Origin of the sequence: Modestobacter marinus, from assembly GCF_019799945.1 — a bacterium.
GTDB lineage: Bacteria > Actinomycetota > Actinomycetes > Mycobacteriales > Geodermatophilaceae > Modestobacter > Modestobacter marinus_B.
This window is the reverse complement of record NZ_JABGCH010000002.1, coordinates 147,920-161,729: the sequence shown is the minus strand read 5'-3', so window position 1 is coordinate 161,729 and position 13,810 is coordinate 147,920. Positions and strand designations below refer to the sequence as shown.

Here is a 13,810-nt window from a genome sequence, read left to right as displayed (position 1 = left end):
AGGGAACCGCTGTCCGGAGCGCAGGCTCTTCCGCGACCGGCACGGTCCGCGCGGGATCCAGCGTCCCGGCACCCGAGGTCCGTCATGGCCATCCGGCGTCGTCCGCCCCGGGCGGCGCCTGGACGTCGGACCCGCCCGTGCCCGACGGGGACCGCGCGGGTGGACGCGCTGCCGGCTCGACGCGCCAGGCGACCCGCCGCGCGTTTGGGCAGTCGTCCGGCCGCCTGGCGCTGCGCCGGATCCGCTCGGAGATGAGCCGTGCGACGGTGGATCGGCGCCAGCGCCGACCGGTGGGGGTGCGGAAGCCCTCGGCGTTCAAGGCGGCGGTGATCGTGGCGATGTTCGCTCCGTTCCGGTGCAGCTGGAGCAGTCGCTGCAGGCCGTGCGCGATGCCGGCGTCCCGGACGACGGGCCGCGTCGCTCCGGCCCGCGGGCCCTGCCCGCTGCCCGTGGCCAGCGGAGTACTCCACTCGCGTCCGCTCAGCAGCGCCGTCATGGGGCGGGCCGGACCCCAGAGCCAGCCCTGCGCGGTGACGCAGCCGAGTTCCTGGAGGAGTGCGGCGTGCTCCGCGGTCTCCACGCCCTCGGCGACGACGGCGACCCCCACGGTCCGGGCGAGGTCGACGACCCACGCGACGATCGCCAGGGCATCCCGCTGCTCGGTGAGGTCGGCGACGAAGCTGCGGTCGAGCTTCAGGGTCGAGATGGGGAGGTCCCGGAGGTAGGCCAACGAGCTGTACCCCGTGCCGAAGTCGTCCATCGCCACCCGGAAGCCGTGCTTGCGGAGCTGTCGGGGCAGCGCGACGGCGAGATCGGTGTTCCGCATGATCGCCGTCTCGGTGATCTCGATGACCAGTTGCGTGGCCGGCAGGCCGAAGTCGTCGGTACAGCTGACCAGGTGGTCCAGGACCGAGGCGTCGGTCAGGCTGGCGGCCGACAGGTTCACCGCGACGTAGGCGTCCTCGGGCACGACGCCCGCCTGGCGCAGGCGGGCCATGTCCTGGACGGCTCGCTGGATGACCCACCGGTCGAGTTCGGGAGCCAGCCCGCTGAACTCCGCGACGGTGACGAAGCTGCTGGGCGACACCGGACCGCGTTCCGGGTGCGTCCATCGCGCCAGTGCCTCCATGCCGATGACGGCCCCTGACGGCAGGTCCACGATGGGCTGGTACTCGAGGCGGAGCGCCGCGTCCGCCAGCGCTGCACGCAGGTCGGTCGCCAGCGCGTACCGGTGTGCCACGTCCTGGCCGAGCGCCTGCTCGAAGACGTGCACCCGGCCGCGGCCGGCGTTCTTGCCCGCATGCACGGCCGTGTCGGCGCGGCGCAGCAGATCCATCGCCGAGACCGTCGGCTCCGCCGGCGCGACCGCGACGCCGATGGACGCCGTGACGTGCACGGCGCCGTCGCCGATGAGGAAGGGCTCGGCCACCGCGTCGAGCAGACGGCGGGCCAGCGCGTGCGCCTGGAGCTCGTCCGTGTCCTCGCAGATCACGGCGAACTCGTCGTCACCGCAGCGGGCGACGATCTGCCGGCGGGACACCGCTGCTCTGAGACGCGCGCCGATCCCGGCGAGCAGCCGGTCGCCGACGTCGTGCCCGTGCGAGGCGTTGACCATCCTGAAGTGGTCCAGGTCGACCATCAGGACGGCGGTCGGGTGGTCGGCTCTGCCCAGCGCACAGGTCAGTCGGGCGAGGAGCTGCCTGCGGTCCGGCTGCGGCTCCGGACCGTCCTGGTGCGGTCGCTCCCGGGCCGGCCGGCCATCGAGGCGGACGAACACGAGCTGGGTGGCGTCCGCGCTACCGCCGGCCAGCACCGCCCAGGACGTGGGCACCTCGAGGTCGGAGCCGGCGACGTGCCGAAAGCGGAGGGTCGTGGCCCCGGACAGCGCGCCGTCCCGGGTCGCCCGCAGGATGTCCTGCAGCCGTTCTCGGGAGGAGGCGTGCAGCAGTTCGTGCGCCGGGACGCCGGCCACGTCGACGAGGGGTCGGCCGGACAGCCGGGCGAGCGCTGCCCCCGCGGCCAGCACCGTGCCGGACAGCGAGCACGAGAAGAGCGCGGTCGGTGCCGGGTCGGCACCGGGGGAGGCAGCGGTGGGCCCGTCGTACGCGGACGCCGTGGTGTGCAGGTCCCCGGTCGCGACCGGCGCACCTGCTCCGTCCTGTGCCCTGGCCACCTGGCTGCTCCTGTGCTGGCGCGAGTCGGCACGCGGCTGCGCACCGGCCGCCCTCCAGCCTGTTCGAGGAGGCAGAGCCGGACCAGATGCACCCGTGCCAACCGTCTGGTGCGCTTGCACTAGGCGCCGGCCCGCTCGGGCGCTCTGAGCCGGGGCGCCGACCGACGGTCAGACGCTGTCGACCAGGCCCTCCCGGACGGCGATCGACAGGACCTCGAGCTTGGAATGCGCACCGAGCTTGGCCGACAGGTTGGCCACGTGGTTGCGCACGGTGTGCACGCTGATCGTCAGTTGCTGGGCGATGTCGGCGTTGGAGAGGCCCCTCGCCAGCAGGTCGAGTATCTCGCGCTCCCGCTCGGTCAGTTCGGCCGAGCCGCCGCCGCCCTGCCGGCGCAGGCGCGGGAGGAGTCGGGTGAGCAGCTTGGCACTGACCACGGATTCGCCTTGGGCAGCAGCCCGCACCCCGTCGAGCACGTCGTCCAGCTGCTGGGTCTTGGCGATGAACCCGGCAGCGCCGGCCTCCATGGCGGTGACGAGGAGGCGATCGGAGGTCGTGGCGGTCAGCACCACGATGTTCGCGGAGGGTCGGAGGCGGTGCAGGTCGGCGAGGGCGCCCACGCCGTCGCCGTCGGGCAGACGGTGGTCCAGCAGGACGACGTCCGGAGCCGTCGACGCCATCAAGTCCCGAGCTTCGGCGATCGACGTGCCCTGCCCGACGACCTGGAGGTCGGACTCCGACTGCAGGGCCTGCGCCAGGCTGGCCGTGAACATCTGGTGGTCGTCCACGATCAAGACACGGACCCTGGCGCGCGAGGGGCCGCCCTGCGTGCAGAACCCGCTCACGTTCCGAGTCTGACATGCGACCTGCCCGGGGGTGTCTGGTGCGCGCGCACTAGACGCTCGGTGCGCTCGCATCACGACAACCCCGACGGCCGTGGGCGAGCGTGGTCCCGTGGCGTCCTCAGGGTGCGGTGAGACCGCCATCGTCATCGCGGATGACGACCAGCGCATCAGGTCCGCCCTGGCAGCGCTGCTGGACCAGGAGCTGGACTTCACAGTCGTCGGGACGGCGGCCAACGGTGACGACGCGGTGACTGCCGCTCGCGAGCTCCGTGCGGCACTCGTCCTGACCGACGTGCGGATGTCGGGAGGTGGGCCGGACCTCGTCCGGCGGCTGGTCGCGCTGCCGCATCGGCCGGTCGTCGTCGGGTTGTCAGCGCAAGCGGACCTTGCGACGTGGACGGCCGTGCTGGCTGCCGGTGGGTCTGCCTACCTGCTCAAGGGGACCGTCGCCGGCGACCTCCCCGCGCTGCTGCGCACGTGCCTGCAGGGCCATCTCGTCATCGGCGTGCCCGGCGCGCCGGACCTCGTCCGCCACCTGCTCTCCCGCTGACTGCGGAGCCGTCCGCGACGCGTCGGCGGCTCCTGCACTGGACATCGGCAGGAAGAACGACACCGCCGTGCCGACGCCGTCCGGACCGAGCTCCGACCGCCACCAGCCGCCCGACGCCAGCGCACGGTCGCGCATCGCCACCACCCCGGAGTGACGGCCCCCGGACCGCGCGGATGCCGCATGGCCCACGCCCCGGCCGTCGTCCACGACGTGCACCTCCACGCCACGCTCGGTCGCGTCGACGGTGACGGTCACGCGGCGCGCCTCTGCGTGCTTGCGGGCGTTGACCATCGCTTCGCGGGCGATCCGGTACGCCGACACCCGCGTCTGCTGCGGCAACGGGGCCTCCCCCCGGTCCTCGACAGACCACGCCACGTCGCTGTCCTCGAAGACCTGGACCGCCGCGTCACGCAGCCCGTCGGTCAAGGACGCGTCGAGAACAGGCGTCTCCAACTCGAAGAGCAGGTGGCGGAGCCGGACGCTCGCGCCGTGCACGGCGTCCATCACGATCTCGACGGCGGCGGCCTCCCCGGGTGCACGGTGGCGCAACCGGTTCCGGAGGGCGCCCAGGCGCAGGTCCACGGCCGCGAGCGCCTGGATGGAGTCGTCGTGGACGTCGGCGGCGATGCGGGCCCGCTCGTCGTCCTGGATCTCGACGAGGCGCTCACTGAGAGCGCGCTGGCGGTCCTCGGTGAGGCGGCGGAGCTCCTGGAACGTCAGCGCGGTGCGCCCGACCATGAGCACCCCGGCAGTCAGCGCCATGAGAGCGGCGAGGGGGCTGACCTCTGCGTGGATGCCGTAGGACAACAGCCCCAGGACGGCCAGCCCGCAGACACCGGGAAGGGCCAGGACGCTGACCCCCTCGAGGTCCACGGGCCGAGCCTCTGTCCGGCGCAGGGAGGCCAGCGCCGCGCCGGCCAGCAGCAGGCGCGCCAGGAGCCACCCCAGGTCGACCGGCTGGCCGCCCGCGTAGGCGTCTCTGGCCACCAGGCCCGCGTATGTCGCGTCCGTCACGAAGAAGGTGACGAACGACGCGCACAGCAGCCACCAGGACCAGCCGACGCCGACGCCGAGGATCGCGAGCGCGGCGACAGCCAGGGCCAGGAGGAGCAGGTCGGCGATGGGGTAGGCCGCCGTCACCCCTGCGACGCCGTCGTCGCCGAGCGGGACCTGCGCTCCGTCGACGAAGGTCTCGGCCAGCGCCGCGGCGGTCAGGCCGGCGATCAGCCCGTCGAGCGAGAGGCTGAACGGCATCCTGCGCGCTCGGGCGCGCAACCTGAGCACCAGTCCGATGGCGAGCAGTGCGTAGAACAGCACCCACCCCGCATCCGCCCACGAGGGGCTCGGGATCGGGTCGAGGTCCCGGTAGTACGCGAAGTACGCGGTGCTCGCGGCGAAGGCCGTGACGAGCCCCGCGGTCATGAACAGCCAGGCCAGCCGATCCCTGCGGTCGAACGCGCAGCGGAGCACGAGCACGAGGATGACCAGGCCGTCGACGGTCATGTTGAGCCACCAGTCGATGCCCGCGTGATAGCCCGGCGTGGGGCGGACCCCCGGCACGAGGGTGACCGCGTAGACCGTCCCCAGCACCAGCGTGACCCAGGTGGTCGCCCGCATCAGCGAGGAGGTCGAGTGCGGCACGCCGCCTCCGCATGTCGCTGCTGGCCGAGGTGCCGGCAGGACCTGGGCGGCTCACGCCGCGCTGCTGCCGGGCTGGTGCACCAGGCTCTCACACGCCGTGGCTGGGCGCAGTGATCCCCTCGATCACGGGCGCGGGCCTGCGCGCCGGGCCCCCTGTCCGCGTGGGGGAGGCCGCCGGCCGGCGCAGGGGGCTCTGCGGGCAGCGAGGCGCTCCATGCGCTCCGGCTGCGAGGACGTCCACAGCGCCTGGCGGAGGGGATCGGGCCGTCCACCGTCAGCGATCGGGAGTCCGCCGTCCAGGCGCTCATGCAGCACGTGCTGGGTGAGTGAGCGGCGGTGCACGACCCGCTCTCCGCGACGGCGTCGTCCGACGGAGAGCCGAGTGCAGGTGTGGCTTCCCGGTCCAGTGGCGGACCGGTGGATCAGACCGCGGAACGCCCCTCGGGCTCGCGCTCGGTGGCGAAGGCCGAGTGCTGCGCGGCCAGTTCGCTGGCCCGGCCGAGCCCGGTGAGGGGACTCCAGGGCAGGAACGCATCGAGGTTCCGGCGGGCGACCTCGACGAGCTGAGTGGTCAAACGAGACATGCGGGCACCTCTTTCTCCGGTGATCGAACAGTGACACCAAGGCTAGCCACGCGGGCTCGGGCACTGTTCCAGTCGTCAGGGTGAGGTCGCGCACGCACGACGGCGTGGCGTTGCCGCCCTGGCCGACGACCGTTGGCCCCGGTGCAGGGCACCGACCGGTCCGTCAGGGTCACACGTCCCGGGCGGCCACGTGCGTCACGGGCAGGTGGAACCGGCGCTCCAGACGACCGGGCAGGTCCTGGTGCAGCCAGCGGGACACCCGCGCCGGGAGCGTCGACACGATGATCTCGTCGAACTCGCCGGTGGCCGTGGCCTCCTCGACCGCGCGCACGGGGTCCGGGTCGCCCACCGTGCCGTTCGCGCGCACGCCCGCAGTGGTCAGCTTCTGCAGGACGGTGTCGAGCTTGGCCTGCGCCAACTTCCGCGCCTCCGCCGGCGGGGCCGGCAACGTCGGGGTCCCGCCCATCACGGGCATGGGGACCGGCATGGCGTTGGTCGCGAGGTCCTTCACCGGCGTCGCCGGCACGACGAACCAGAACTCGGCGGGACCAGCGGCCACGCGCTCACGCACGAGCTGCATGAGCTCGTCGCTGTCGAGCGACTGGTTCGCCACGACGAGGTGACGGTGCATGACTTCCTCCGGACCAACCGTTGGACGCGCGCGGACCGAGGCGACGCGGCGACGTCGCGGGCCCACCACCGGTCTCGAACCGACGTCGGGCCACGGCGGGAGAGGCGGATGGGCGCTTCGCCCACCTGGTGCTCCGGGGGTCCGGCAGCAGGAGATCGACGGCGGAACCGTACCGCTCATCCCGGCCCGTGGAAACGGATGCGGAGCCGAGCTGGACGCCTGGCACTCCACTGCGGGGCCCGGCGCGGGTGTAGGAACGCGCCCATGACCGAACCGGATCGCGCGCTGTTCCTCGTCGTCACCATCAAGCCGCGCAAGGACCGGCTCGCAGAGGCCGAGGCGCAGCTGCAGTCCATGCGCAGGCAGACCCTCACCGAGCCCGGGTGCGTCTTCATGCACCTCGTGCAGCCACAGGACGACCCGGACAACTGGGTGATGCTCGAGATGTTCCGGTCCCGTGCCGCCTGGGACGAGCACATGCAGCAGCCCTACAACACCGAGGGCAACCGCATCCTGGAGGACCTGCTCCGTGAACCGTCGGACCTGCGGCTGATGGACGAGAAGTAGCGCCGCTGCGGATCCGCAGGGAGCGAGTCAGCCCGGCTGGAATGTGCCCCGGGTCCCCGCTACTCTCGCTGCGCGGGTGTGACGTGAGTCACAGGCAGCTTGCCTTCCCGCGTCGGTGAGGGGTGGATCCCATGGCCCGACCGTCCCCGCTCCAGCAACAACCGAACGTCGGGGGACCAGCCAAGGCCGGGTTGGTCTATCCAGGGCTCACCGTCCCGTTCGTCCTGGTGGTCGCCTGCTTCGCCGCGTGGGGGTCGGCGGCCAACCTCACGGACGTCCTCGTCGGTGTGTTCCGGCAGATCTTCACGATGTCGAACTTCCAGTCCGCGCTGGTGCAGTTCGCGTACTACGGGGCCTACTTCGCGCTCGCCATCCCCGCGGCCCTGATCAACAGGCGGTTCGGGTACAAGACCGGTGTGCTCGCCGGTCTGGGGCTGGCCACGCTGGGTGGGTTCCTCTTCATCCCGGCGAGCCAGCTGCTCGCCTACGGGTTCTTCCTCATCGCGCTGTTCGTGCTCGCGGCCGGGCTCTCCATCCTCGAGACCTCGGCCAATCCGTTCGTGATCGCGATGGGTCCCGAGATCAGCGCCACCCAGCGGTTGAACCTCGCGCAGGCGTTCAACCCGGTGGGCGCGAACATCGGCGTCCTGCTCGGGGCCGTCCTCATCCTGCCCCGCATCACGAAGGACGAGGAGAAGGCGTCCATGACGCCGGCGGAGCTCGCACGTGCCCAGGAGCAGGACCTGTCCCTGGTGCTCGGGCCCTACCTCGGAATCGCCATCGCGTTGCTGATCATCTGGCTGCTCATCGCCTTCCGGAAGATCGACACGCCCGACGAACACGCCCACTTCGGACTGGAGGAGACGTCGGGCGGGGCAGCGGGCCGCCTCTGGCACAACCGTCACTACCGCTTCGGGGTGGCCGCCCAGTTCCTCAACGTCGGTGCGCAGGTCTGCGCGTGGTCGTTCACCATCCAGTACGCCATGGACGTGGTGGGTGTCTCCGAGGACACCGCGGGGTGGTACCTGCAGGCCAGCCTGATCGTCTTCCTCATCGCACGCTTCGTCATGACCTACCTGCTGGGGATCATCCGGCCGACGAAGCTGCTCCTCGCCATGGCGGCGCTGGGCGTCGTGCTCTCCGTGGTGGCCGTGGTGTCGCCCAACATGCTGGGCCTGATCGCCGTCGTGGGCATCTCCCTGAGCCTGTCGCTCATGTTCCCGACGATCTACGGGGTGGCGCTGCAGGGCCTGGGCCCGGACACCAAGTTCGGCGCCGCAGGTCTGGTCATGGCCATCCTGGGGGGAGCGCTGCTGCCACCCGTCCAGGGCCTCATCATGGACTCGGCCGACACGAACATCGGCTTCCTGGTCCCCGCGATCTGCCTCGCGTTCGTGGCGGCGTACGCGCTGTTCGACCTCCGGTCCTCCCGGCACGGTGGCCCCCTCGTGACCGAGGGTGCCGCGCACTGACCAGGTGGCTGTGCTCACCCGCCGGTCCCCGAGGTACCGGCACACGCTCTCGTCGATAGGAGCAGGCGGATGTTCGTGGTGGTGGGGGAAGCACTCGTCGACCTGGTGGGGCAACGGGGCAGCCGAACGCTCGTCGCGCACCCGGGCGGCAGCCCGGCCAACGTCGCGCTCGGGCTTGCCCGGCTCGGGGACGAGGTGACGCTGTGGACGCGCCTCGGACGGGATGCCTTCGGCGAGATGGTGTCCGCGCACCTGGAGGAGAGCGGCGTCCGGGTCGACGGCGGGTCCGATGCCGGCGCCAAGACGAGCCTGGCCGTGGCGAGCCTCGCCGCGGGGGTCGCCAGCTACGACTTCCGCATCGAGTGGGACATCGGGGACCTGGCGCCCCTGCCGATCGAGACCCGGTGCCTGCACACCGGCTCGCTGGCGACCGTCCTGGCGCCCGGTGCGGCGCAGGTGACGGATCTCCTGGAACGGGAGCGCGAGCGGGGGAGGGTCACCATCTCCTACGACCCCAACGTGCGCCCGGCCCTCCTTGGGTCCCCGGAGGCGGCCAGGCCGGGGATCGAGCACCTCGTGGCCCTGTCCGACGTGGTCAAGGTCAGCGACGAGGACCTGCACTGGCTCTATCCCGACCGCCGGGACGAGGAGGTGGCCAGGGACTGGCTCGGGTTGGGTGCGCCCCTCGTCGTCGTCACCCGCGGCGGTGAAGGTGTCTTCGCGGTCACGGCCCACCTGGAGCTCAACCGGCCGGCGACCCCCATCGACCTCGTCGACACCGTGGGTGCGGGTGACTCCTTCACCGCAGGGTTGCTGGACGGGTTGCGCCGTGCGGACCTGATCGGCGGTGTCCGCCGCGAGGCCCTGTCCGCGATCGACGAGTCGAGCCTGATCAGCGTTCTGGACGAGGCCAGCCTCATCGCCTCGATCACCTGCTCCCGTCCGGGTGCCAACCCGCCGACCTGGCCGGAGGTCGAGGCTGCCCGCGTTCCTCGATCGCCGACACGGCAGTCCACCGGCACCGGCCCGCGCTGATCACCGCGACGAGCCACCCACGTCGCCGCGGCGATCACTACGCCACGTGCACCCCGGCCCTGCACGTCCGGCGGGTACTCGCGGGTCAGCAGGTCGCCCCGCAGCCCGTTGCCGACGGTCTGGGAACCGACGTCGGCCGGTGTGTCCTGCGTCACACGCCGACCCGGTGAACGCACCGGGCCGACGACCCTGGTCGACGGCATGTGCGAGGGCTACGTTCCGCGTTCGTGGCGACTGACGTGCTCGCGATGGTGCTCGCGGGTGGTGAGGGGAAGCGGTTGATGCCCCTCACCGCCGACCGGGCGAAGCCGGCGGTGCCGTTCGGCGGCATGTACCGCATGATCGACTTCGTCCTGTCCAACCTGGTCAACGGCGGCTACCTCAAGCTGGTGGTGCTCACCCAGTACAAGAGCCACTCCCTGGACCGGCACATCAGCAAGACGTGGCGGCTGTCCACGCTGCTGGGCAACTACGTCACCCCGGTGCCGGCGCAACAGCGGTTGGGCCCACGCTGGTTCGCCGGGTCCGCGGACGCGATCCACCAGAGCATGAACCTGATCAATGACGAGGCGCCCGAGTACGTCGTCGTCTTCGGTGCGGACAACATCTACCGGATGGACCCGCGGCAGATGGTCGACCAGCACATCGAGTCCGGCGCCGGGGTCACCGTTGCCGCCATCCGCCAGCCCCTGGCCATGGCCGACCAGTTCGGGGTGATCGAGGTCGACGAGGGTGGCCGGCGGATCTCGGCGTTCCGGGAGAAGCCCACGGATGCCCGCGGCCTGCCGGATGCGCCCCACGAGGTCTTCGCCTCGATGGGCAACTACGTGTTCACCACCAGCGTCCTCGTCGACGTCCTGGACCGGGACGCAGCGGACCCGGACAGCAAGCACGACATGGGTGGGAGCATCGTGCCGATGCTCGTCGACCGCGGTGAGGCCGGCGTGTACGACTTCCGGGACAACGACGTCCCCGGCCAGCGGGACAGCGAGCGCGGGTACTGGCGTGACGTCGGGACCCTGGACAGCTTCTACGACGCCCACATGGACCTGATCTCCGTCGACCCGCAGTTCAGCCTGTACAACCCGGAGTGGCCGATCCTGACCAGTCAGGACCCGTGGCCACCGGCCCGGTCGGTGCACGGCTCGGCCGGTCGTGTCGGGATGGCCGTGGAGACACTGCTCTCGCCGGGGTCCGTGGTGTCCGGTTCCAGCGTGAGCCGGTCGGTCCTCTCGCCGGGAGCGCACGTGCACTCCTGGGCCCAGGTCGACGCCTCGGTGCTCATGCAGGGGGTCCAGATCGGGCGGAACGCCGTGGTTCGCAACGCGATCCTCGACAAGGACGTCGTCGTCCCCGAGGGCGCGAAGGTCGGCGTCGACCTCGACCGCGACCGCGAGCTCTACACCGTCTCCGACAACGGGATCGTGGTCATCGGCAAGGGCCTGCGGGTCCGGAGCTGACCGCCGCTGCTCGCGCCGGACCGGGACGAGGTGCAGCTCCAGCTCGTCGAGCTGGTCGGCCGCGAGCAGCGCCTGCGCCGCCCCCGCGCCGGGCACCATCACGGCGCGGTCGCCCGCCGACGTCCTGGCCGCACGGGCGCCCGGGGAGCGGCGGTGCGGCCCGAGCTCATCAAGACGATACGGTCCGTCTCGTTCGGCTACGCTCTGCCCATGACCATCGCGCCGCGGACGGCGCCGGACCCGCGCCGGCGCAGCGAGAGCGCCCGGCGGGCGATCCTGACCGCCGCCTTCGCGCTCGTCGGTGAGGTCGGCTACGCCCGCCTCACCATGGAGGGCATCGCGGCCTCCGCCGGCGTGGGCAAGCAGACGATCTACCGCTGGTGGACGTCGAAGGCCGCCGTCCTCTTCGACGCCCTCCTGATGCTCAGCGAGGGGCAGGACGGCGAGTCCGCCCTCCCGGACACCGGCGACCTGGAGGCCGACCTCAAGGTCGTGCTGCGGGCCACCGTCGACGAGCTCAACGACCCCGCCTACGCCGAGCCGATGCGGGCGCTCAGCACCGAGGTCCTGCGCGACCCCGGGCTCGCCGCGGTCTACGAGGAGCGGCTCGCCCGGCCGATGGCGGACCTGAAGAAGACCCGGCTGCGCAGCGCCCAGCGGGCCGGCCAGCTGCCCGCCGACCTCGACCTCGACCTCGCCGTCGACCTGATCTGGGGTCCGCTGCTCAGCCGCTGGTTCCAGCACAGCGGACCGCTGACCGCCGAGTACGCCGACCGCGTGGTGGCGGCGGCCCTGCACGGCCTGCGGCACCCCCGGGACGGCGACCCCGGCCGGCACTGACGGGGGCGGCTCATCCGCTCCGCGCGGTCTCCGCGACGAGGTCGGCGGCGAGGTCGACCGCCCGGGCCAGGCGTTCGCCCGTCGTGCCCAGCTCGCCGAGGATGCCGTGGGCCCGGTCGGCGAAGGCCGGCGGTGCGCCGTCCAGCAGGCCCGCCGCGGCGACGGCCCCCTTCTCGTTGATCAGCCACCGTCCCGCCCGGGCGTGCAGCGCGTGGCAGCACAGGCCGATGGCCCGGAACAGGCACCCGGCGACGTAGGCGGTGTCCCGCCGGGGGAGCGCCTTGCGGGCGATGTCGACGGTGAACGACGCCTCCCAGAGGGTCCGGGTCCGCACCGTCTCCCGCAGCGCCGGCGGAACGCGACCGGTGGCCTCGTGCAGCTCCCCGAGTGCGCCGGAGGGATCGGCCAGCACGCGGCCCAGCGCGATCTCCCCGGCGTAGGCGAAGTCCGGCCACCCCAGCGGGTGTCCCACCTGGGCGTGGAAGGCGAAGCGTCCCGCCTGCGCCTCCCGCCAGCAGGTGCGGACGCGGTCCAAGTCCCGGTAGATCCAGTCGACCGCGGTGTCCTCGACGTGCAGCCAGGCGCCGCCGTCCACCCACGGCCCCCACGCACCCGGGTCGGTGACGGCGGCTCCCGGCCCGGCGACGTCGCGGGCGACGATGCCGAGGCCGGCGACGTCGAGCGGGAGCCGGTAGTAGATGCCCAGGTCCACGTCGGAGGTCGCCGTGTGGGTGCCGCGGGCCCGGCTGCCGCCGAGGACCACGCCGACCACGCCGCCGACGGCGGTCAGCCGGAGGGCGAGGTCGGCGAGCTGCTGCTCTCCGATCACCCCCGCAGCATGCAGCGCGCGGACCCACCGGGCGGCCACCAGGACGCCGGCGAGGAACTCCGCCAGCTCGTCGTGCGCGTCGAGCGCCAGCACGCCCGGCTCGGCGGGGACGTCGTCACCACGTCGGGATCGGTCGACCGTCGCGCTGATCGCCGTCCGGCGGCTGCTGCTCGGTGGCTGGCCGGCCGGGAACGGGCGGTCCAGGCAGTAGCGTCGAGCGGTGGCCAGGGCCGAGGGCGCTCCCGCGTTCACGATGAACCAGCTCGCCGCCTTCGTCGCCGTGGCGGAGGCCGGGACCATCTCGGCGGCCGCGGAGAAGCTGCACGCCTCGCCGTCCGCGCTCTCCGCGGCGGTGACCGAGCTGGAACGCGCCCTGCAGACCCAGCTCCTCCGCCGCCGGAAGGCCAAGGGCGTGAGCCTGACCCCCACCGGGGAGGCGGTGCTGGCCCGGGCGAGGGCACTGCTGCACCAGGCCGACGAGCTCCAGGCCGACGCCCGGGGGGAGGAGCGCGGGGTCAGCGGGCTGGTCCGGCTCGGTTGCTACCCCTCCCTGGCCCCCACCGTGCTGCCGGCCCTGATCAGCGACTTCACCCGCACCCATCCGGACGCGCGGCTGGAGGTCCACGAGAACACCCAGGACCAGCTCAGCAAGGGCCTCGACAGCGGGGAGCTCGACCTCGCGATCGTCTACGACATCGACCTCGACCCGACCTGGCGGTCGGCCGCCCTCGCCGAGCTGACCCCCCGGGTCGTCCTGCCCGCGGACCACCGCCTGGCCGAGGTCCCCGGCCCGCTCGACCTCACCGACCTGCGGGACGACCCGATGGTGCTGCTGGACGCCCCACCCAGCTCGGCGCACGCCTTCGCGTGCTGCGCCCGCGCCGGCTTCAGCCCGCACGTGGTCTACCGGGCCCGGACCTACGAGACGGCGCGCGCCTTCGTCGGCCGCGGACTGGGCTGGACGCTGCTGCTCCAGCGCCCGAGCGCCTCGGTGACCTACGAGGGCCGGCCGGTGGTGGTCAAGGACGTCGCCCGGCCGCCCCTGCCGCACGTCCCCGTCGCGGTGGTCTGGCCGCCGGACTCGCTGCTCAGTCGCGCGTCGCGGGCGTTCATCAACCACGCCGTCCGGATGGCCGCCGACGGCAGCCTCGGCCTACCCCGGAAAAGCTGAGGTAGCTCGTTCGA

General features: G+C 72.6%; 12 protein-coding genes and 1 pseudogene. 7 read left to right on the top strand and 6 right to left on the bottom strand.

Translation table 11 applies throughout. The annotated features are described in order from the left end of the window. Window positions 1-82: 82 nt before the first annotated feature. Both HK417_RS02645 and HK417_RS02640 read right to left on the bottom strand, forming a co-directional pair. Window positions 83-2,173, bottom strand: coding sequence for an EAL domain-containing protein (locus HK417_RS02645; RefSeq protein WP_222263015.1), 2,091 nt, complete (start codon window positions 2,171-2,173; stop codon window positions 83-85). Between the two features lie 168 nt (window positions 2,174-2,341). Beyond that, complete coding sequence (locus HK417_RS02640; protein WP_222263013.1) at window positions 2,342-3,016, bottom strand: response regulator; 675 nt, start codon at window positions 3,014-3,016, stop codon at window positions 2,342-2,344. A 31-nt stretch (window positions 3,017-3,047) separates the two neighbouring features. Here HK417_RS02640 and HK417_RS26870 point away from each other — a divergent pair. After that, a pseudogene (locus tag HK417_RS26870) lies at window positions 3,048-3,422 on the top strand (response regulator transcription factor); the annotation flags it as partial. Here HK417_RS26870 and HK417_RS26865 read toward each other — a convergent pair. The 3 genes from HK417_RS26865 to HK417_RS02620 all read right to left on the bottom strand — a co-directional run bounded on the left by HK417_RS26865 (window position 3,387) and on the right by HK417_RS02620 (window position 6,422). Next, entirely contained in the window at window positions 3,387-4,304 is a 918-nt protein-coding gene (locus HK417_RS26865; RefSeq protein ID WP_261325774.1) for a sensor histidine kinase, read from the bottom strand. The pseudogene HK417_RS26870 and the gene HK417_RS26865 overlap by 36 nt on opposite strands. Before the next feature lie 1,325 nt (window positions 4,305-5,629). Continuing rightward, complete coding sequence (locus HK417_RS02625; protein WP_222263009.1) at window positions 5,630-5,791, bottom strand: hypothetical protein; 162 nt, start codon at window positions 5,789-5,791, stop codon at window positions 5,630-5,632. 169 nt (window positions 5,792-5,960) lie between these two features. After that, window positions 5,961-6,422: a hypothetical protein gene (locus HK417_RS02620; protein ID WP_222263007.1), complete on the bottom strand. Its 462-nt coding sequence runs from the start codon at window positions 6,420-6,422 to the stop codon at window positions 5,961-5,963. Between the two features lie 264 nt (window positions 6,423-6,686). Here HK417_RS02620 and HK417_RS02615 point away from each other — a divergent pair, with 264 nt between their 5' ends. The 5 genes from HK417_RS02615 (at window position 6,687) to HK417_RS02595 (ending at window position 11,796) form a co-directional block, all read left to right on the top strand. After that, on the top strand, window positions 6,687-6,989 hold the full coding sequence (locus HK417_RS02615; RefSeq protein WP_222263005.1) for a putative quinol monooxygenase: 303 nt from the start codon (window positions 6,687-6,689) through the stop codon (window positions 6,987-6,989). A gap of 131 nt (window positions 6,990-7,120) precedes the next feature. After that, window positions 7,121-8,461, top strand: coding sequence for an L-fucose:H+ symporter permease (gene fucP / locus HK417_RS02610; RefSeq protein ID WP_222263004.1), 1,341 nt, complete (start codon window positions 7,121-7,123; stop codon window positions 8,459-8,461). Window positions 8,462-8,530: 69 nt separating this feature from the next. Beyond that, entirely contained in the window at window positions 8,531-9,496 is a 966-nt protein-coding gene (locus HK417_RS02605; protein WP_222263002.1) for a carbohydrate kinase family protein, read from the top strand. 227 nt (window positions 9,497-9,723) lie between these two features. Next, window positions 9,724-10,956: a glucose-1-phosphate adenylyltransferase gene (gene glgC / locus HK417_RS02600; protein ID WP_222263000.1), complete on the top strand. Its 1,233-nt coding sequence runs from the start codon at window positions 9,724-9,726 to the stop codon at window positions 10,954-10,956. 30 nt (window positions 10,957-10,986) lie between these two features. Then, window positions 10,987-11,796, top strand: a complete 810-nt coding sequence (locus HK417_RS02595; RefSeq protein ID WP_222262997.1) for a TetR/AcrR family transcriptional regulator — start codon at window positions 10,987-10,989, stop codon at window positions 11,794-11,796. A gap of 10 nt (window positions 11,797-11,806) precedes the next feature. On the opposite strand, the gene HK417_RS02590 is transcribed toward HK417_RS02595, so the two are convergent. Beyond that, complete coding sequence (locus HK417_RS02590; RefSeq protein ID WP_308123332.1) at window positions 11,807-12,877, bottom strand: nucleotidyltransferase domain-containing protein; 1,071 nt, start codon at window positions 12,875-12,877, stop codon at window positions 11,807-11,809. On the opposite strand from HK417_RS02590, the gene HK417_RS02585 reads away from it, so the two are divergent. Continuing rightward, the gene (locus tag HK417_RS02585; protein ID WP_222262995.1) at window positions 12,846-13,796 is read left to right on the top strand and encodes a LysR family transcriptional regulator; all 951 of its coding nucleotides are present in this window, start codon (window positions 12,846-12,848) and stop codon (window positions 13,794-13,796) included. The two genes, HK417_RS02590 and HK417_RS02585, sit on opposite strands and share 32 nt — an antisense overlap. Window positions 13,797-13,810 lie beyond the last annotated feature (14 nt).

What these genes read in the sequence shown, in the direction of transcription:
- HK417_RS26865 (WP_261325774.1), bottom strand. Translation starts at nt 4,304, where the DNA reads ATGGTCGGGCGCACCGCGCTGACGTTCCAGGAGCTCCGCCGCCTCACC.
- HK417_RS02625 (WP_222263009.1), bottom strand. Translation starts at nt 5,791, where the DNA reads ATGTCTCGTTTGACCACTCAGCTCGTCGAGGTCGCCCGCCGGAACCTC.
- HK417_RS02620 (WP_222263007.1), bottom strand. Translation starts at nt 6,422, where the DNA reads ATGCACCGTCACCTCGTCGTGGCGAACCAGTCGCTCGACAGCGACGAG.
- HK417_RS02615 (WP_222263005.1), top strand. Translation starts at nt 6,687, where the DNA reads ATGACCGAACCGGATCGCGCGCTGTTCCTCGTCGTCACCATCAAGCCG.
- fucP (WP_222263004.1), top strand. Translation starts at nt 7,121, where the DNA reads ATGGCCCGACCGTCCCCGCTCCAGCAACAACCGAACGTCGGGGGACCA.
- HK417_RS02605 (WP_222263002.1), top strand. Translation starts at nt 8,531, where the DNA reads ATGTTCGTGGTGGTGGGGGAAGCACTCGTCGACCTGGTGGGGCAACGG.